The organism is Pandoraea aquatica (genome assembly GCF_902459565.1).
Taxonomy (GTDB): Bacteria; Pseudomonadota; Gammaproteobacteria; order Burkholderiales; family Burkholderiaceae; genus Pandoraea; species Pandoraea aquatica.
On sequence record NZ_CABPSN010000010.1, the window covers coordinates 19,764 to 38,426 of the forward strand.

The 18,663-nt window shown below is 61.0% G+C and carries 18 protein-coding genes and 1 tRNA gene; 13 read left to right on the plus strand and 6 right to left on the minus strand.

Annotated features, from left to right (window positions below):
- Nucleotides 1–87: 87 nt before the first annotated feature.
- The 7 genes from pstS to phoR all read left to right on the plus strand — a co-directional run bounded on the left by pstS (nucleotide 88) and on the right by phoR (nucleotide 6,936).
- Nucleotides 88–1,122: a phosphate ABC transporter substrate-binding protein PstS gene (pstS, locus tag PAQ31011_RS23680; protein WP_150578124.1), complete on the plus strand. Its 1,035-nt coding sequence runs from the start codon at nucleotides 88–90 to the stop codon at nucleotides 1,120–1,122.
- Between the two features lie 139 nt (nucleotides 1,123–1,261).
- The gene (gene pstC, locus PAQ31011_RS23685; protein ID WP_150578125.1) at nucleotides 1,262–2,236 is read left to right on the plus strand and encodes a phosphate ABC transporter permease PstC; all 975 of its coding nucleotides are present in this window, start codon (nucleotides 1,262–1,264) and stop codon (nucleotides 2,234–2,236) included.
- A 2-nt stretch (nucleotides 2,237–2,238) separates the two neighbouring features.
- Nucleotides 2,239–3,135 (plus strand): phosphate ABC transporter permease PstA, encoded by an 897-nt coding sequence (pstA, locus tag PAQ31011_RS23690; protein WP_039402682.1) that lies wholly within the window; start codon nucleotides 2,239–2,241, stop codon nucleotides 3,133–3,135.
- Between the two features lie 71 nt (nucleotides 3,136–3,206).
- Entirely contained in the window at nucleotides 3,207–3,989 is a 783-nt protein-coding gene (gene pstB / locus PAQ31011_RS23695; protein ID WP_039397158.1) for a phosphate ABC transporter ATP-binding protein PstB, read from the plus strand.
- Nucleotides 3,990–4,010: 21 nt separating this feature from the next.
- On the plus strand, nucleotides 4,011–4,718 hold the full coding sequence (gene phoU / locus PAQ31011_RS23700; protein WP_150578126.1) for a phosphate signaling complex protein PhoU: 708 nt from the start codon (nucleotides 4,011–4,013) through the stop codon (nucleotides 4,716–4,718).
- A 56-nt stretch (nucleotides 4,719–4,774) separates the two neighbouring features.
- On the plus strand, nucleotides 4,775–5,476 hold the full coding sequence (gene phoB / locus PAQ31011_RS23705) for a phosphate regulon transcriptional regulator PhoB (RefSeq protein WP_010805263.1): 702 nt from the start codon (nucleotides 4,775–4,777) through the stop codon (nucleotides 5,474–5,476).
- A 119-nt stretch (nucleotides 5,477–5,595) separates the two neighbouring features.
- Nucleotides 5,596–6,936, plus strand: coding sequence for a phosphate regulon sensor histidine kinase PhoR (gene phoR, locus PAQ31011_RS23710; protein WP_150578127.1), 1,341 nt, complete (start codon nucleotides 5,596–5,598; stop codon nucleotides 6,934–6,936).
- Nucleotides 6,937–7,017: 81 nt separating this feature from the next.
- Here the strand turns inward: phoR and ppk1 are convergent, their stop codons facing one another.
- Nucleotides 7,018–9,132, minus strand: coding sequence for a polyphosphate kinase 1 (gene ppk1, locus PAQ31011_RS23715; RefSeq protein ID WP_150578128.1), 2,115 nt, complete (start codon nucleotides 9,130–9,132; stop codon nucleotides 7,018–7,020).
- Nucleotides 9,133–9,284: 152 nt separating this feature from the next.
- Between ppk1 and ppx the strand changes: the two genes are divergently transcribed.
- Nucleotides 9,285–10,835, plus strand: a complete 1,551-nt coding sequence (gene ppx / locus PAQ31011_RS23720; RefSeq protein WP_150578129.1) for an exopolyphosphatase — start codon at nucleotides 9,285–9,287, stop codon at nucleotides 10,833–10,835.
- 131 nt (nucleotides 10,836–10,966) lie between these two features.
- On the opposite strand, the gene PAQ31011_RS23725 is transcribed toward ppx, so the two are convergent.
- Together PAQ31011_RS23725 and PAQ31011_RS23730 are read right to left on the minus strand one after the other, a co-directional pair.
- On the minus strand, nucleotides 10,967–11,794 hold the full coding sequence (locus tag PAQ31011_RS23725; protein WP_150578130.1) for a GNAT family N-acetyltransferase: 828 nt from the start codon (nucleotides 11,792–11,794) through the stop codon (nucleotides 10,967–10,969).
- A 229-nt stretch (nucleotides 11,795–12,023) separates the two neighbouring features.
- Entirely contained in the window at nucleotides 12,024–12,500 is a 477-nt protein-coding gene (locus tag PAQ31011_RS23730; RefSeq protein WP_150578253.1) for a SixA phosphatase family protein, read from the minus strand.
- A 189-nt stretch (nucleotides 12,501–12,689) separates the two neighbouring features.
- Between PAQ31011_RS23730 and PAQ31011_RS23735 the strand changes: the two genes are divergently transcribed.
- Both PAQ31011_RS23735 and PAQ31011_RS23740 read left to right on the plus strand, forming a co-directional pair.
- Nucleotides 12,690–12,766: transfer RNA gene (locus PAQ31011_RS23735), tRNA-Pro, on the plus strand.
- Between the two features lie 155 nt (nucleotides 12,767–12,921).
- Nucleotides 12,922–13,209: a type II toxin-antitoxin system ParD family antitoxin gene (locus PAQ31011_RS23740; protein WP_150578131.1), complete on the plus strand. Its 288-nt coding sequence runs from the start codon at nucleotides 12,922–12,924 to the stop codon at nucleotides 13,207–13,209.
- A 99-nt stretch (nucleotides 13,210–13,308) separates the two neighbouring features.
- Here the strand turns inward: PAQ31011_RS23740 and PAQ31011_RS23745 are convergent, their stop codons facing one another.
- The 3 genes from PAQ31011_RS23745 to PAQ31011_RS23755 form a co-directional block, all read right to left on the minus strand.
- Entirely contained in the window at nucleotides 13,309–13,812 is a 504-nt protein-coding gene (locus tag PAQ31011_RS23745) for a hypothetical protein (protein ID WP_150578132.1), read from the minus strand.
- A 138-nt stretch (nucleotides 13,813–13,950) separates the two neighbouring features.
- Nucleotides 13,951–14,523, minus strand: a complete 573-nt coding sequence (locus tag PAQ31011_RS23750; protein ID WP_150578133.1) for a hypothetical protein — start codon at nucleotides 14,521–14,523, stop codon at nucleotides 13,951–13,953.
- A 197-nt stretch (nucleotides 14,524–14,720) separates the two neighbouring features.
- A complete protein-coding gene (locus PAQ31011_RS23755) occupies nucleotides 14,721–15,467 on the minus strand; it encodes a GntR family transcriptional regulator (protein ID WP_174990249.1) in 747 nt (248 codons plus the stop codon).
- Between the two features lie 568 nt (nucleotides 15,468–16,035).
- Here PAQ31011_RS23755 and PAQ31011_RS23760 point away from each other — a divergent pair.
- The 3 genes from PAQ31011_RS23760 to PAQ31011_RS23770 are packed head-to-tail and all read left to right on the plus strand — an operon-like array spanning nucleotide 16,036 to nucleotide 18,655.
- Nucleotides 16,036–17,067 carry an ABC transporter substrate-binding protein gene (locus tag PAQ31011_RS23760; RefSeq protein WP_150578135.1) on the plus strand — a complete coding sequence of 344 codons (1,032 nt, stop codon included), beginning with the start codon at nucleotides 16,036–16,038 and terminating at the stop codon, nucleotides 17,065–17,067.
- Complete coding sequence (locus PAQ31011_RS23765; protein ID WP_246179762.1) at nucleotides 17,064–17,879, plus strand: ABC transporter ATP-binding protein; 816 nt, start codon at nucleotides 17,064–17,066, stop codon at nucleotides 17,877–17,879. The genes PAQ31011_RS23760 and PAQ31011_RS23765 overlap by 4 nt, the downstream gene beginning before the upstream one ends.
- Entirely contained in the window at nucleotides 17,876–18,655 is a 780-nt protein-coding gene (locus PAQ31011_RS23770; RefSeq protein WP_150578136.1) for an ABC transporter permease, read from the plus strand. The genes PAQ31011_RS23765 and PAQ31011_RS23770 overlap by 4 nt, the downstream gene beginning before the upstream one ends.
- Nucleotides 18,656–18,663: the final 8 nt, after the last annotated feature.

Consider the following 18,663-nt stretch of genomic DNA (forward strand, 5'->3'; position numbering starts at 1 on the left):
GCTTTCGAAAATGACACATTACTGTCACATTCGGAATCTATTCTTCGAGCCATCCACACGCTGTACCACACCAACTCGGAGAGATCCATGAAGCTGATGAAGACTGCGATTGCCGGCCTGGCTGGCGTTCTGTTCGCCGCTGGCGCGATTGCGGGCGAGATTACGGGCGCAGGCAGCACGTTCGCCGCACCGATCTACACCAAGTGGGCTGACGCCTATCAGAAGTCGACCCAAAACAAGGTCAACTACCAAGGCATCGGTTCGTCGGGCGGCATCAAGCAGATCCAGGCCAAGACCGTCGATTTCGCCGGTTCGGACGCCCCGCTGACCGATGAAGAACTCGCCAAACAAGGCTTGTTCCAGTTCCCGACGGTTGTCGGCGGCATCGTGCCGGTGATCAACGTTCCGGGCGTGAAGGCCGGCGAACTCGTCCTGTCGGGCGAAGTGCTGGGCGACATCTACCTGGGCAAGATCAAGAAGTGGAACGATCCGGCCATCGCCAAGCTGAACCCGAAGGCCAAGCTGCCGGATACCGACATCGCCGTGGTTCGCCGCGCCGACGGTTCGGGCACGAGCTTCGTGTTCACGAACTACCTGTCGAAGGTCAACGCCGAGTGGAAGAGCAAGGTCGGCGAAGGCACCACGGTCAACTGGCCGACGGGTACGGGCGGCAAGGGTAACGACGGCGTCGCCGCCTTCGTGCAACGTCTGCCGGGCGCAATCGGCTATGTGGAATCGGCCTACGCCAAGCAGAACAAGCTGACGTACACGGCTCTGACGAACGCCGACGGCAAGACCGTTGAGCCGACCGCCAAGACCTTCGCCGCTGCTGCTGGCAAGGCCGAATGGTCGAAGACGTTCTACCAGATCCTGACGAACGAAAAGGGTGCGGATTCGTGGCCGATCGTGGCGGCTACGTTCGTGCTGGTTCACCAGAAGGCTGACGCCGGCAAGGAAGCGCAAAGCGCCGACGTGCTGAAGTTCTTCGACTGGTCGTTCAAGAACGGCGCCCAGACGGCTCAGGAACTGGACTACATCTCGCTGCCGGAAGACGTTCTGAAGCAAATCCGTGCTGGCTGGAAGGCGAAGGTTGCCGAGTCGGCCTCGAAGGCTGGCGTCTAAAACGCCTTGCATGAGGCACCGGGCGATGCAACGTAGCGTTGCCCGGCACCTCGAAACCGGCAATATCCGCGCCGCCTGTTCCGAAGCCCGAATCGATATCTGGCAACGGCTGGCGGCGCGCTCACGCTGAGACGACATCATGGCAGAAGCCACCAGCCCCCTCGCATCATCGGGCGCGCAGCGCGCTCCGTCTTCCCTGGGCGATTTTCTCTTCGCGCTGCTCACCCGCGCCGCCGCCCTCATTACGCTGCTCCTGCTCGGTGGCATCATCGTGTCGCTGATCGTCAGCGCACTGCCGTCGATCGAGAAGTTTGGCTTCGCCTTTCTGTGGACGAAGGAATGGGATCCTCCCGCAGAACAATTCGGTGCGCTCGTGCCCATCTACGGCACGATCATCACGTCGGTTATCGCCCTGATTATTGCGGTGCCGGTCAGCTTCGGCATTGCCCTGTTTTTGACTGAACTCTCGCCCGTGTGGCTGCGTCGCCCGTTGGGCACCGCCATCGAGCTGCTGGCTGCGATCCCGAGTATCGTCTACGGGATGTGGGGCCTGCTGGTCTTCGCCCCGATCTTCAGCCAGTACTTCCAGAAGCCGCTGGGCGCGCTGCTCGGCGGTGTGCCGATCATCGGCGCGCTGTTCCAGGGCCCGCCGCTCGGTATCGGTATTCTGCCCGCCGGCGTGATCCTCGCGATCATGATCATTCCGTACATCGCCTCGGTCATGCGCGACGTGTTCGAAGTCACGCCCGTGCTGCTCAAGGAATCGGCTTACGGCATCGGTTGCACGACCTGGGAAGTGATGTGGCGCGTTGTGCTGCCCTTCACGAAGACGGGCGTGATCGGTGGCGTGATGCTCGGTCTTGGCCGCGCACTCGGCGAAACGATGGCTGTCACGTTCGTGATCGGTAACACGAACCTGCTCGACAACATTTCGCTGTTCTCGCCGGGTAACAGCATTACCTCGGCGCTCGCCAACGAGTTCGCCGAAGCCGGCCCGGGTCTGCATACGTCCGCGCTGATGGAACTCGGTCTGATTCTGTTCTTCATCACCTTTGTGGTGCTGGCGCTGTCCAAGCTCATGCTGCTGCGTCTTGAGAAAGGCGAAGGTAAATAATGATGACTCAACAAGCGCTCGAATTGGAAACGCCCGCCGTGAAGCCCACCGACGCCTTTACCCGCGTGCGTCTGCAAGCCTATCGCCGCCGCAAGAACATGTTCGCGATCGCGATGTCGCTCGCAGCGATGGCTTTCGGTCTGATCTGGTTGCTGTGGATTCTGTACACCACGCTTTCGCTCGGCATCGGCGGCCTGTCGCTGTCGCTGTTCACCGAAATGACGCCCCCGCCGAACACGGCCGGTGGCGGTCTCGCCAACGCCATCGCAGGCAGTCTGGTGATGGTGGGCGTTGCAACGCTGGTCGGCACGCCGCTGGGCATTCTGGCCGGTGTGTATCTGGCGGAGTACGGTCAGAAGTCGTGGCTCGCGAGCATCACGCGCTTCATCAACGACATTTTGCTGTCGGCCCCGTCGATCGTGATCGGTCTGTTCGTCTACGCACTGGTTGTTGCGCAGATGGGCCACTTCTCGGCCTGGGCCGGGATCATCTCGCTCGCGCTGTTGCAGATTCCGATCGTGATCCGTACCACGGAGAACATGCTCAAGCTGGTGCCGAACAACCTGCGTGAAGCAGCCTTCGCACTGGGCACGCCGAAGTGGCGAATCATTGTGAAGATCACGTTGAAGGCGTCCATCGCCGGTATCGTGACGGGCGTGTTGCTGGCTGTGGCACGTATCGCGGGCGAGACGGCACCGCTGCTGTTCACGGCGCTCTCGAACCAGTTCTGGTCGCTGAACCTGAACCAGCCGATGGCCAACCTGCCGGTCACCATCTTCAAATTTGCCATGAGCCCGTTTGCCGAATGGCAATCGCTCGCCTGGGCGGGCGTATTCATCATCACCCTCGGGGTGCTGTTCCTGAACATTCTGGCGCGTACGTTGTTCGCCAAGAAGTAATCGGCAACTTCGAACGACACCACGCGACCATAACGCGACGACCAACGCATACCTGACGGTTGAGACAGACCATGACGAACCCGACTCAAGAAATCAAGCTGCCCTCGAAGATCGAAGTCAAGAACCTGAACTTCTTCTACGACAAGTACCACGCGCTCAAGAACATCAACCTGCGCATTCCCGACCGTAAGGTGACGGCCTTCATCGGCCCGTCGGGTTGCGGCAAGTCGACGCTGCTGCGCACGTTCAACAAGATGTACGCCCTGTATCCGGAGCAACGCGCCGAGGGCGAGATCAACATGGACGGCGAGAACCTGCTGACCGCCAAGCAAGACATCGCACTGCTGCGCGCCAAGGTCGGCATGGTGTTCCAGAAGCCGACGCCGTTCCCGATGTCGATCTACGACAACATCGCGTTCGGTGTGCGTCTGTTCGAAAAGCTCTCGCGCTCGGAAATGGACGATCGCGTGGAGTGGGCGCTGACGAAAGCCGCGCTGTGGAGCGAAGTGAAGGATAAGCTGCAACAGTCGGGCTACGGCCTGTCGGGCGGTCAGCAACAGCGTCTGTGCATCGCACGCGGTATCGCGATTCGTCCGGAAGTGCTGCTGCTCGACGAACCGTGCTCGGCACTCGACCCGATTTCCACGGGCCGCATCGAAGAACTGATCGCCGAACTCAAGGACGACTACACGGTCGTGATCGTGACCCACAACATGCAGCAGGCGGCACGTTGCTCGGACTTCACGGCGTATATGTACCTGGGTGAGCTGATCGAATTCGGCGAGACCGAAAAAATCTTCATCAAGCCGGACCGCAAAGAGACCGAAGACTACATCACCGGCCGTTTCGGTTGATGCCACGAGGAAACCCGCGACATGAACGATAAACACCTTTCCAGCCAGTTCGATACCGACCTGAATCAGGTTTGCTCGCGCGTCCTCGAAATGGGCGGCCTGGTCGAGTCCCAGATCGTCACGGCGATGCAGGGCCTGAACACGTTCGACCGCACGCTGGTCGACGAAGTGATCGCCAACGAGCATCGTCTGAACACTCTGGAAGTCGAGATCGACGAAGAGTGCAGCAAGATCATCGCCCGTCGTCAGCCGACCGCGCGCGATCTGCGTCTGCTGTTGTCGATTTCGAAGACGATCACCAACCTCGAGCGCGCCGGCGACGAGGCTGAGAAGATCGCCAAGCGTACCCGTCACCTGCTGGAAGACGGCGCAGCGCAAAGCGTGAATTTCGCCGAAATCAAGCTCTCGGGCGAGATGGCTGCACAACTGCTGCGCCGCACGCTCGACGCGTTTGCCCGTCTGGATATCGTGGCGGCCGCCGAGATCGTGCGTGACGACAAGGCCATCGACAATGAATTCCGTGGCTTCGTGCGAAAATTGGTGACGTATATGATGGAAGATCCGCGCACCATCTCTGCCGGTCTGGACTTCCTGTTCATCGCCAAGGCTATCGAGCGTATCGGCGACCACGCGAAGAACATCGCCGAATTCATCATTTACATTGTCAAGGGCACCGACGTCCGGCACATTTCGCGCGAAGATTTGCAGCGCAAAGTGCAAGGCGAATAAGGCGACCCGGGCGCTGAATAACGCGCCCGACATTACTGAAGGTTTGAGAGGAACCGATGCCTAGCAGCATTCTGATCGTGGAAGACGAGCCGGCGATTTCCGAGCTGATCTCCGTTAATCTGCAACACGCGGGTCACTATCCGATCCGGGCGTACAACGCGGAGCAGGCGCTCACGTTGATTAGCGACGTCCTGCCGGATCTCGTTCTGCTCGACTGGATGCTGCCTGGCAAGTCGGGCGTGACATTCGCGCGCGAGCTGCGTGCGAACGAGCGCACCAAGCACGTGCCGATCATCATGCTCACCGCGCGCAGCGAAGAGCAGGACAAGGTGATGGGGCTTGAGATCGGTGCGGACGATTACGTCACCAAGCCGTTCTCGCCGAAGGAACTGATGGCGCGTATCAAGGCCGTGCTGCGCCGTCGTGCGCCGCAGTTGACCGAAGACGTGGTGAGCGTGAACGGCCTGAAGCTGGACCCGGCGACGCATCGTGTGACGAGCCACCAGTCGAGCGGCGACATCAAGCTGGACCTCGGCCCGACGGAATTCCGTCTGCTGCACTTCTTCATGACGCATCCCGAGCGCGTGCACAGCCGCTCGCAGTTGCTCGATCAGGTGTGGGGCGATCACGTGTTCGTCGAAGAGCGTACGGTGGACGTGCATATCAAGCGTCTTCGCGCGGCCCTTAAGCCTGCCGGCCACGATGCTATGATCGAGACCGTACGCGGCAGCGGCTACCGGCTTACGAAGTCGGTTTGACGCGGCGGGGCCATCGGTCAGCCGGTTGGCTCACGGCCGGTCTACCCTGTTGAAAGCTGCCGTGCCCATGCTGCTCGCGCCCTCCCGGCGACGCGCGGCAAAATTCCTGTGCATCGTCTATGAATATCATCTGGGCCCGTGCGCTGGCGTTCCTGATCCTGCAAGCGGCCATTTCGGTGGCCGTCGGCTGGCTTTTCGGCGCAAGCGCGGGTTACGTCACCGCAATCGCCCTGTTGGTGATTCAGCTTTTCTTCAACGTCTATCACGCCCAGCGCCTCTGGCGTCTGCTCGATGCCCCGGTCTACGGGGAAGTGCCGAGCGCTCTCGGGTTGTGGGGCGAAATCTATTACCGGCTGCACAAGCTGGCCAAGCGCTGGCATAACCAGGTCAAGCAGGTGGAACAACAGCACGCACGCTTCATTCAGGCGATCCAGGCATCGCCCAACGGCGTGATCATGCTCGACGAGCAGAATCAGATCGAGTGGTGCAATGCGATTGCCGAGATGCATTTCGGCATCGACGCCAAGCGCGATCTGCGTCAACAGATCACCCATCTCCTGCGCACCCCGGCCTTCGTGCATTACCTGTCGTCCGAACGCTACGACGAAGCGCTGCTCATGCATCACATGGGCGAGAAGCGCAACAACGTGCTGTCGATGCAGGTGTTTCCGTATGGTGACAACCGCAAGCTGATCATCTCGCTCGATGTGACCGATCTTGAGCGCACCGACGCGATGCGCCGCGACTTCGTGGCCAACGTCTCGCACGAACTGAAGACGCCGCTCACGGTGCTCTCCGGTTTTCTCGAGACGGTGGGCGAACTGCCGCTGTCCCCGGATGAGATCCAGCGCTACGTGGAAATCATGCGTCAGCAGGCGGGTCGCATGCAGAACATCGTGAACGATCTGCTCACGCTGGCGAAGCTCGAAGGCAGTGGCAAGCCGCCGTCGGACGATCGCATCGACATGGGTATGCAGATGCGATCGCTGCGCGGTGACGCCGAAGGTCTGTCGCAAGGTCAGCACGTGATCGAAGTGACGGGGGTCGACGGACTTGATCTGCGCGGTGCGGAAGGCGAGTTGCACAGCGCGTTCAGCAATCTCGTGAGCAATGCCGTGCGATATACGCCGCAGGGCGGCAAGATCCGCATCGAATGGGGCGCGACGGACGACGGCGGCGCTCGCTTCGCGGTGATCGACTCGGGGCTGGGTATTCCGGCCGAGCACATCCCGCGTCTGACAGAGCGCTTCTACCGCATCGACCGCAGCCGTTCGCGCGATACGGGCGGCACGGGCCTCGGACTGGCGATCGTCAAGCACGTGCTCACGCGCCATCAGGCCGACCTGCGCGTGACGAGCGAGGAAGGGCGCGGCAGCACGTTCGCCATTCATTTCCCGCCGACGCGTGTGGTGCATCGGGCACCGGTCGATACGCCGACGGATGTGCCGGTGAATGGCTGAGCGCCGGATAGCGGCTCAAAGAGTGGTTCAAATGGAAAAGGGGGCTTTCGCCCCCTTTTTTGCATCCCGGTTTCGCCGGGGTTAGTTGCCTGTCTGAACGTGCTGTGCGATCTCCTGCATGAGCACCATCTGGCTGTTAAACGGCGTCTTGCCCGCACGGCGGCGCAGATAGCTGCCGTCCGGACGCATCAGCCACGACAGTACGTTGTCACGCAGATGCACCATCAGCCCCTCGCGAATCACGCGGGCCTTCAGGCGCTTGTCGCGCACCGGGAAGGCCACTTCCACGCGACGGAAGAAGTTGCGCTCCATCCAGTCGGCGCTGGACAGCATGACGTGCTCTTCGCCGTTCGCATAGAAGTAATAGATGCGATGGTGTTCGAGGAAGCGTCCGACAATCGAGCGCACGGTGATGTTTTCGGACAGCCCCTTCACGCCGGCGCGCAGCGAACACACGCCGCGCACGATCAGGTCGATCTTCACGCCTGCACGTGACGCCTTGTACAGCTCGGCGATGATCGTCGGCTCCAGCAACGCGTTCATCTTGGCGATGATGCGCGCCTTCTTGCCCGCGGCCGCCGCTTCCGTCTCGCGACGAATTGCTTCGAGCAGGTGCGTGTGCATGGTGAACGGCGACTGCCAGAGCCCGTTCAGATGCGTCTGACGGCCGATGCCGGTGAGTTGCTGGAAGACGACGTGCACGTCGGCGCACAGCGCTTCGTCCGCCGTCATCAAACCGAAGTCCGTGTACAGCCGCGCGGTACGCGGGTGATAGTTGCCGGTGCCGAGGTGGACGTAGCGCTTGAGGAATGTCTTCTTGCCCTGACGCGTACGACGCACAACGAGCAGCATCTTCGCGTGGCACTTGTGGCCGACCACGCCGTAGACGACGTGTGCGCCGACCGCTTCGAGCCGTGCGGCCCAGTTGATGTTCGTCTCTTCGTCGAAGCGCGCCAGCAGTTCCACGACGACCGTCACCTCCTTGCCGTTGCGAGCCGCTTCCATGAGGGCGTCCATCAGCGACGACTCGTTGCCGGTGCGATAGATCGTCTGCTTGATGGCCACCACGTCGGGATCGCGCGCGGCTTGCAGCAGCAGTTCCAGCACGGGCTGGAAGCTGTCGTACGGATGGTGCAGCAGCAGATCGCCCTGATCGATGAGATCGAAGATGGCGGGCGACGCGCTCATGCGCTTGGGCAGGGCAGGCACGAACGGCACGAACTTCAGATCCGGGCGGTCGACCATCTCGGGCAGCGGCATCAGCCGGACGAGATTGACGGGGCCCTTCACGCGGTAGCAGTCCGAATCGGCCAGCCCGCACTCCGTCTGAAGACGTCGCACGAGGCGCGCGGGGGCACCGGCGTCGACTTCCAGGCGCACGGCGTCGCCGAGGTGGCGGGCCGGGAGTTCGCCCTGAAGCGCGGTGCGAAGGTTGGTGATTTCGTCTTCGTCGACAAACAGGTCGCTGTTACGCGTCACGCGAAACTGGTGGCAGCCTTTGGCGGTCAGGCCCGGGAACAGTTCGCTGGCGAAGCGCAGCATGAGCGAGCTGAGCAGCACGAAGCTGTTGGGCAGCGGGGCGAGCGCGGGCGGCATCGGCACGAGACGCGGCAAGGCGCGCGGGGCCTGAACGATGGCGAGTTCGGCGTCGCGACCGAAGGCGTCTTTGCCTTCGAGTTCGACGGCGAAGTTCAAACTCTTGTTCAGCACGCGCGGGAAAGGGTGGGCCGGGTCCAGTCCGATAGGCGTGAGTACCGGCACCAGTTCGCGCATGAAGTAGTCGCGGGCCCATTCGACCTGTGCGTCGTTCCATTGGCCGGACGGGTGAAACGCGATGCCTTCGGACTCCATCTGCGGCAGGATGCTGTCGAACAGGGCGTACTGCTTTTCGACAAGCGCCTGTGCCCGAGCGCAGACTTGCGTGTAAACTTGCTGAAAAGTCATGCCGTCCGGCGTGAGCATGCCCGGATTCTCGCGCATCTGCTCCTTCAGTCCGGCGACGCGGATTTCGAAGAATTCATCCAGATTGCTACTCACGATACAGACAAAGCGCAGGCGCTCGAGCAGTGGCGTGGCCGGATCGGCCGCCTGGGCAAGCACGCGTTCGTTGAACGCGAGAATGCCCAGCTCTCGGTTGAGCAGCGGGTAATTCATATTGAACGTGCGAAAGACATGGGATTGGCGTGAATTCTTCATCCGTATTGTTACAGTTATATGACATTCACATTTGTCAACGACGTGTCATATTCGATTTGTAACTTATTCGTCATTTATTTGTCGAGTGCCCGTCATGCTTTTAAAGTTAAGCATCGGACATTACGGCATTCTTCGCTCAGGCGCACCCCCACATGAGTACCCCATCGCCCTTGTTAGCGGCCGTCGATCTCGGCTCGAACAGTTTTCGCCTGATCATCGGCCGCGTGGAGGAGACTTCCGCCGGCACTCAGATCTATCAGGTCGATGCGCTGCGCGAGCCGGTGCGACTCGCTGCTGGCCTGAACGCTGAGAAGTATCTCGATCATCCGTCGCAGCAACGCGGCTGGGACGTGCTCAAGCGCTTTGGCGAGCGCCTGCGGGGCTTTCATCCCGATCAGGTGCGTGCGGTGGCCACCAACACGTTGCGCGTGGCCAAGAATGCGCAAGACTTTCTGGGCGAAGCGCAGCGCGCGCTCGGATTCCCCATCGAAGTGATTGCCGGACGCGAAGAAGCGCGTCTGATTTATGCGGGCGCGGCGCATTCGGTGCCGACGTGCCCGGGCAATCGTCTCGTGGTGGACATTGGCGGCGGCTCGACCGAATTCATCATCGGTCAGGATTACGAGCCGCTGATCATGGAGAGTCTCTATATCGGTTGTGTGAGCCACAGCCGTCAGTTCTTCCCCAGCGGTAACGTCGACGAGTATGCGATGAAGCAGGCCGAGCTGGCCGCTCGCCGCGAAATCCAGATCATTTCGTCGGCTTTTCGCGAAGCGGGCTGGTCGCAGGCCATCGGCTCGTCGGGCACGGCGCGGGCGCTGGCCGAGTTGCTCGAAGCCAATGGCTTCAACGACGGTGGCGTGCATGGCCTCACGCGCGGCGGGCTGGAGCGTCTGAAGCGTGCGCTCATCAAGGCCGAGAACGCCAACCGTCTCAAGCTGGCGGGCCTCAAGCAGGATCGCATTCCGGTGCTGCCGGGCGGCCTGTCGATCATGCTGTCCGTCTTCAACGAACTCGAAGTCGACCATATGGAGACGACGGACGCCGCGCTGCGTCTGGGCGTGATGTACGACTTGCTGGGCCGAACACAGCATCAGGACATGCGCGCCGTGACCGTCGAGCAGTTCGTACGCCGTTACGGCGTAGATCGTGCGCAGGCGGAGCGGGTGGGGCGTCTGGCCGTGTCGCTGTACCGTCAGTTGCCGGTCGATTTCGACGACGCCGACGTCGTTGATGGCGACGTTTCCGATGACGCGCCGGAGGACGGACGCGAGGAAGGCGAAGCGCTGCTCAACTGGGCGTCGTCGCTGCACGAGATGGGCCTGTCGATCTCGCACAGCGCCTATCACAAGCATTCGGCCTACATCGGCAGCAACGCGGACATGCCGGGCTTCTCGCGCCCGGATCAGGCGCGACTGGCCGAGCTACTGCTGGGGCACGTCGGCAAGCTGGGCAAGCTGGCGTCGCAGGCGCAGCAGGTCGACTGGCAATTGTTGTTCTGTCTGCGCCTCGCGGTACTGTTCTGTCGCCGCCGCACCGACGCGCTGCCGGAGAGTATCGACGTCGAACGTCTCGGCGACGGTTTCCAGGTCTCGGTGCCACGCACGTGGATCGAAGCCAATCCGCTGACCGATTACAGCCTGCAGCGCGAAGCGCAGGAGTGGGAGAAGATCGGGATGCGCTACAAGGTGGTGTACGCCTGACACCTGCGGCGCGCCCGGTTCGGGGTGCGTAGGAAGGACAGCCAACAAAAAGCCCGGCTTTTGCCGGGCTTTTTGTTGTCCCTCAGCGTATTGAACGGGGACGGAATACTTGGGGGAGAGATCGGTGCCGGTCAGGCTTGTTGGAGTTTGCTGACGAGTTCCGGTCCGAGGAAGTGACGCGCGTAACGCGGGTTCATGTCGGACAGGCGGAACAGTGTGAGAAAGTCTGCGGTGTTGAAGTCAGGATCCCAGGCCGGAGCGCCGCAGATGCGGGCGCCAAGGCGCAGGTAGCCTTTGACGAGGGCGGGCGGCTCGACGTCGAGGGTCGATTGCAGCTCGTCCACCGGCAGGGCGATACGGGGCACGGCGTGGTACTCGGCCGGGGCCATCGAGGTGTCTTGCAGCTTGCGATAGAGGCTGGCGGCGTAGTGACCACCGTCGGCCATCGGCACGCTGGCGCAGCCGAGCATCGTTTCCAGGCCGTTGCGCAGCATGTACTCGGCCAGACCGCTCCACAGCGCCATGATGACAGCGCCATTGCGGTAGTCCGTGTGCACGCACGAGCGACCGGTTTCGAGCATCTTCGGGCGCAGGTGATCCAGGCGCGAGAGATCGAACTCTCCTTCGGAGTACAGACGGCCGAGGCGTTTGGCTTGCGAGGGGGGCAATACGCGATAGGTGCCGACGACCTTGAGCGAATCCTGATCGCGCACGATCAGGTGGTCGCAATATTGGTCGTATTCGTCGACGTCGAGGCCTGCGGGACCTTTGACCGACGCGCCCATTTCTTCGGCGAAGACCTGATATCTCAGGTGCTGCGCTTCACGAAGCTCGCTTTCGTCGCGTGCCCACGCCACAGCCAGATTCGGTTTGACAGGCGTTTCAGGGCGAGGAAGACGCCTCCGCGACGTAGGGGTCAGCGAAGAGAGCGGCATAGTGGGGTTCGGCAGGTCGCGCATAAAAGCCCTTTTTGTGACGGTCGCGTTGCGACGTACTTTAAAAAGCATCAATGTCGATTCCGTGAACGGTAGGCGACAATTCTATGACAAAACGTCCGTTGTCATGAGTCAGATCCCCTATACGACGCCTTACATCGTCCGATTCACGGGCATTTCCGGGCATTGAGGGACAAGCGGGGGCGATTTCGTCGTCCCTCAAAAAATATCAGATCAGGTGTGAGATCGTGCGTCAGATGAGATCGGGATTGACCACGGCGCGCACGACCACCTGGCTTTCGTCTTCACGGCGACACGAGGCGAGCCACCAGATGCCGCCTTTCTTGATCGTCCAGTAGGCTTCCTGGCCGCTCAGCAGGAGTGCTGCGAGCTGGCCGAGGGCGGGTTGATGGCCGACGAGTACGGTGGTCTGTGCGGTGCCGGGCCAGTCGATGGCACCGAGCAGGGTGACGGCGTTTGCACCGGGCGCGAGATCGCGCACGACGCGCGGGGTGGGCGAGAGTGCCTGAGCGGTCTGGACGGCGCGTACGGCCGGGCTGGTGAGGATGAGGGCGTCGTCGGGGAGGCGAGGGCGGAGCCACTGGGCGGCCTTTTCTGCCTGTTTGCGGCCCCGGTCGGTGAGTTCGCGGGCGAGATCGGCTTGTGCGCTGAGCGCGAGGGAGGCGGGCAGGTTTTCGGCGTCGGCGTGACGCCAGAGAATCAGGTTCATCGACACGGGTTCTGACATGGTGAACCTCCCACTATGGCGGGTTTTCGTGGCGGCCGCGTGACTGCCATCGGCGCGAGGGTTGCGTAATGATTGTGCAGCCGATATCGTGAAAATGCCCGGATGATGACGAAAATCTGCGTGACGATTTGACGTAACGCAAGGAAACCTCTAGAATGCGTCCTCTTTCGTCGGAGCGTAGCGCAGCCTGGTAGCGCATCTGATTTGGGATCAGAGGGTCGTAGGTTCGAATCCTATCGCTCCGACCAGCAGGACAGAAAGATCAAGGGGTTAGCTTCGGCTAACCCCTTTTCTTTTGGTGCGTCGCAATCGACCCAACCCTCCAGTCCGGCTTGTTTTGATGACTATTGATAAGCATGCTGGAGTGCGCACTGACCCAGCCAATTCGACCCGGAGGAAAATCATGATCAGTGCAGAACTCGGGCGTTCGCTTGAGGACTACATCGCCGAACTGGTAGAGCAAGGCCGTTACGGCTCGAAGAGTGATGTGTTGCGTGAGGGCGTGCGTCTGATTCAGGACCGTGAGTCGCAGCTTGCCGCGTTGGATGCGATGGTTGAGAGGGGCATTGCAGACGCCGCTGCGGGTAAGGGGCAACTGGCCGCCGATGTGTTCGACCGCCTTGAGATGAAGTATCAGGCGAAGGTGAACGACGAGGGACGATCGTTCACCTATTATCGGAAGCCATCGTAGACATCGAGATCGTAGGTGACTACATCGCCCGTTTAGCCTTACAGCAGGAAACTGGCAGATTCTCTGAGCCGAGCTGAAGCGTCCGAATGCCGGATGGCCTCACTCGGCCGTACGCAAGGCGCCGGTGGTATCGGCCGAGCTTTCGGGTCTGCGCCGCACGGCGTAGCCGCTATGGGTGTCCGGGCCCCAATTGAGTCCAATCTTCCAACCGGTCTCGGAAACCACCGTTTTCGCCAACATCGCCGAGATCACCCCGCCGCTATACCCGGCGAACTTGAGTGGACGACCGTCGACGGCCCTGGCCATGAATAGCACCGGCCCACGAGGCACCGATTGCTGGCAGCGAATGACCTCGCTGTCGCCCGGTTTCTCGCTGGCGCTGAAATTGTTGGCAATGCGGTCACCGGGATATCCGCAGTTCAGATAAACGTAATCGACCGACGTTTCGCCGTTCGTCAGTCGCACGTTTGCCGACGCGATACCGTTGCTATCGCGATTGAATCGCAAGTCGATCTGCGTGAACTCGAATGCCTTCGGCCCAGACTGTGCCACCACGTCGTAGGATCCCGAAAATCGGGCCAGTGTTTCCGGCGACGATGGCACGTTGGCGCAACCCGTCACCGCGAGCGCCAGTACGCAAACGGCAGCTCGTCCAGAATATCTGTTTGTTTTCATGAGGTATCAAGCGGGATATCGACCCACCCTGCGAACGATGATGCTAGGCCGGGCCGGCACCGTCGGCTATTTTCGGGTGTTGATGTAGATCGGCGAGTACGTCGAGTAATAGAGCGCGTTGGAGAAAATGACGCCGCGAATCGATTTCCCCTCCGGTACGCCCGAATCCTTGATGGATTCGAATGCCTGCTTTGTCTCTTTCTCCGGATTGGCTGTCGCTTCGTCGTTGAACACGGCCAAACCAAGCAGGCGCTTCTTCTCCGTCAATTGCACCTGACGCATACCGCCGAACGCCGTATAGGCCACCTGATCGACACCTTTGAGCGGAATCGTCATGAGGTTTTCGTATTTCGTGCCGAAGGCGTTCCACGATGCGACGTAGACCGTCTCGCGGGTCAATGCAAAAACGCAAGGCTTCTGCGATCCGACATTGTTTTCGGGTGTCGTGACAAACACCTCGCAACGCCCGTGCTGGACGACGTCGCCCGTGACGGCAGGCATATCGTGTTTCAGCGTCTCGACAAATGCGGCACGGTCGTAATAGACCATGGCTCTGGCGACCGGTACGGGACTCGGCCCCGTACAGGCGGTTAAAGACGCGATGAATACCCCGCCAACAATCGTTCTAATGAGAAACATGGCTCGATTTTCCGTGGGAGTTGAGTGCTGCCTCACGTTATCGGCCGAATTAAGGAAAAGTTTAGGAGTTCGACGAGGTATCGATCGGATTTCGCCGCGCTGAATGCACAATGTTCTTTAAAAGTGCCGACGATGATAGGCGAACAATCTGTCAGCCAAGCCGTTCAATCTCCCATCGTCCGACGCGGCGAATCACGTCAGTCCGCAACGGGATGCAACGGCAGCGGTTCGCTAAACGACGTTGGCGCGACGCGTCGACGGCGAAGCGACGCCAGGTGAGCCCCCATCGCGCTGGCAGCCGCCTGAGCGTCGCCAGCCGCAATGGCTTCGAGCACCGCCGAGTGCTCGTCCTGTGTGTGCGTGAGATCGCCCGGGGCGAGCAAGCGCAGCTTCCACAGTCGCGCCGATCGCTCGTGCAACGAGCGCATGATTTCCGTCAGCGCACTGTTCCCGGCCGCTTCGGCAATGATGGCGTGGAAATCGTGATCGATCTGCATGAACCGGTCGCGGTCATCCGCACGACTCAACTCGCGCGACGCCTCGATGAGCGCTCGCATCCGGCTCAACTGCGCCTCGGTGCGTCGTTGAGCCGCCAATGCCGCAACATTGGCTTCCACGGCCCATCGCGCTTCGAGCAAATCCAAAATCTCGTCCATCGACTCGCGCCGAATCTGAAGCCCCTTGCGCGGAATGATGTCGATCAGTCCTTCAAGCTTCAGCCGCTGTATCGCGTGATGCACGGGAGAGCGGCTGAAGCCGATCAGCTCGCAAATCATCAGTTCGTTAAAGAACTGGCCAGGCCCGAACTCCAGCGAAAGAATCCGCCGTTTGATCTCGACATATGCCTGCTCCGCGAGCGACGCGCCCTTGGCGATCCGTCGAAGTGGCGACGGGGACGGGGCTGCGTTCGGTGCTTCGAGATCGATAGGACTCGGCTTGGGCATTTCTGACGGTATCTCCTTGCGCATCTTCTGAATCTTATGCATCTTCTGCACCCTCACGCTGTTTCATGCCACATGGGCGCACATCGTGTGGTGCAGGTGTTGGTGGCTCGTCGCTGAACATCGTCGTCGGCGCAATGCCAGACAGAAAGTGTGCGCGCTGGATGTCGGTGCCCGTGCGTCGAATCGTGGCAAGAACGCGCGCGTAAAGTGTCGCTTCCCGCGGCAACCACCACGAGCCATGCGCACGGCCGCGATGGGCCTCGCATTCTACCCGAGCGCCAACGTACGCCCGATCCCGCGCTCGGTCCAATAACGCCCCGTAAACGGCAGCCGCCAGACAGCGCCGCATCACCAGCTCGGCGAAAAAACGACGCCATCCCAGCAACTTCAGGACATCCATAAAACGGCTCCGATCGGAATATTTTTCCACTTGCGGATCTGTAACATATCACACAGTATGTCACAAACTATATTACGCCTTATGAACAAATACAACTTCGCGCGGTGAGGGCTCGGCGGGAAGTTGGCTTGACCGCGTCATCCATGGATTTCTACTTAGGGGTCGGAAATGGCAACGAACAGCAAGCGTCGGCAGGTCGTAAGAAGTCTCGGTGCTGTCGCCGCCGGGTGGGCGACCGGAGCGTGGCAGGTCGCGGGGGCGCAAGACCGGAGTCAGGGCGAGCTGACGTTGTCGCTCGATTTCACCGCGCTGGGCCGTCACACGCCGTGGTACGTCGCGCTGGGAAAGGGCTACTTCAAGCAGGCGGGATTGAACGTCAAGATTGTGCCGGGGCAGGGCACTGCGCAAGCCATCCAGGCCCTTGAATCGGGCATCGCGCAGTTCGCGTTTTCAGACGTGGTGTCCCTCGCGCTGGCAAGAGCGCGTGGTGCCAGCAGCGCCAAGTTCGTCGCGATGAACTATCAGAGCGCTCCCTATGCGGTCTTCTCCCTCGCCCAAGGGGCGAATGTCACCAAGCCCGAGCAACTCAACGGGCTGGAAATCGCCAGCGGCGCGGGGAGCTTTTCTCCCAAGGTGATTCAGGGATTCATGAAGCAGCACCGGTTGGACCCGGGCTCCGTCAAGTTCGTCAACGTCGATGGCGCGGCGCGCGTGGGCATGCTGCTCAGCAAGAAAGTGCCCTCCATCGAGAACTTCATCTTTACGCAGGTCGGGCTGGAGAAGGTGCTGCCCGGCGGGCAACTGAGCACTTTGCTGCTCGCCGATCACGGTCTTGAACTGTACGCAAATGGTTTGCTGGTCAAAGAGGACATGATCAAGTCCCGGCCCGACACCGTGCGCGGCTTCGTCAAGGCAGCCATGCAAGGCTGGCGCGACACGATGGCGGACCCGCAAGCGGCCAGCGAGATCATGGCGAACTACGTGCCAGGCATCAATCGCGAAGTCGTCGTCGGCGAGATCAAGCTGCTGAGCGCGCTCGCACAAAGTGCCGATACCCGCAAATTCGGCATGGGATGGATCGATGGGGGCCGAATGCAGCGTAGCGTCGATTTCATCGCGCAGAACATCGGCATCCCGGGGGCACCGCTTTCGGCAGCGTCGCTGTTCACGACCGACTTCTTGCCTAAGGGGGCGGCATGAACGCGCGGCTGGACACAAAGGGCATGGGCGGCATTACGCCAACCGAAGCCGTTTTCGCCGCTATCGAAGGCGTCAGCAAGATCTATCCGCCGCGAGGCAAGAGCGGCCAGACGGTCGCGCTCGAAGCTGTGGACTGCGCATTCGACGCGGGACAACTGGTGTCGCTGCTTGGGCCTAGCGGTTGCGGAAAGACGACGTTACTTCGGATCGTGGCCGGGTTGACCAAGCCCACGACGGGGACGGTCAAGATTCGTGGCAATGCGATCAGCGGCCCCCAACGTGACTTTGGCTTCGTATTTCAGAGCGCCAATCTCATGCCTTGGCGCAACGTGCTCGCCAACGTGCTGTTTCCGATGGAGATACTCGGCAAAGCCGATAAGGCCGCGAAGACCCGAGCACACGAGTTACTCACGCTGGTGGGGTTGGATGCGTTCACCAGCGCGCGCCCGCATGAGCTTTCCGGCGGCATGCAGCAACGGGTGGCATTGTGTCGCGCGTTGATCCATGCACCCCGGCTGTTACTGATGGATGAGCCGTTCGGTGCGCTGGACGATTTCACGCGCATGGAAATGCACGACCTCCTGCTGTCCGTTCGCGAACACACGCGGGCCGCCGTCATGTTCGTCACGCACAGCATTTCCGAAGCGGTCTATCTATCCGACGAAGTCCTCGTATTCAGTAAGCGCCCGGCAAAAATCGCGGAACGCATCGCCATCGACTTCCCCTATCCCAGATCGCAGGCACTCCGGTTCACGCCGAAATTCACCGCTTACGAACATCAGGCCAGCACTGCACTCGGAGTCGTGAAATGAAGTCACTGAACCTTCGTGTGATCGGGTATCCCGCGTTCGGCATCGTGCTGCTGCTGGTCGTCTGGCAGATGTACGTGGTGATGTTTCACGTGCCCATTGCAGTGCTTCCGACACCCCTTCAGATTGCGCAGTCATTCGTCGACGACCGGGCGACGCTGTTATCGCAAGGGTGGGTCACGCTCCTGGAATGCGTCTACGGTTTTGCGCTGGCGTTTATCGTCGGCGTCCCCATCGCCTTCGCCATTGCGAATTCGCCGATATTGAACCGGATGTTCTATCCGCTGCTCATCGCCATGCAGTCGGTGCCTAAGGTGGCGCTCGCACCCATCGTGCTTGTCTGGCTGGGAACGGGCATCGAATCGAAGCTGGCACTGGTGTGGCTGGTCGCGTTCTTTCCGATTGTCGTGGACACCGCCACCGGGCTACGTACCACGCCGGTCAATCTGATCGAATTGGCCACGTCGCTCAGAGCGACACGCATGCAGATCTTTCTCAAGATTCAGATGCCCGCCGCGCTTCCTCACGTGATCTCCGGCGCAAAAATCGCAGTGACGTTGGCCGTGATCGGCGCGGTGATCGGGGAGTTCGTGGGCAGCACCGAAGGGCTGGGCAATCTGCTGCTGGTCGCCAATTCCCAGTTGAACACACCGCTCGCGTTTGCTGCGCTGATTTCGCTGGCGTTGCTCGGGCTGCTGCTTTATCTGGCGATTGCCGCCATCGAATTCGCGCTTCGTCCGTGGTTGCCCCATACGGCAGAGATGGCGGGAGCGATCTGAGTGCACGT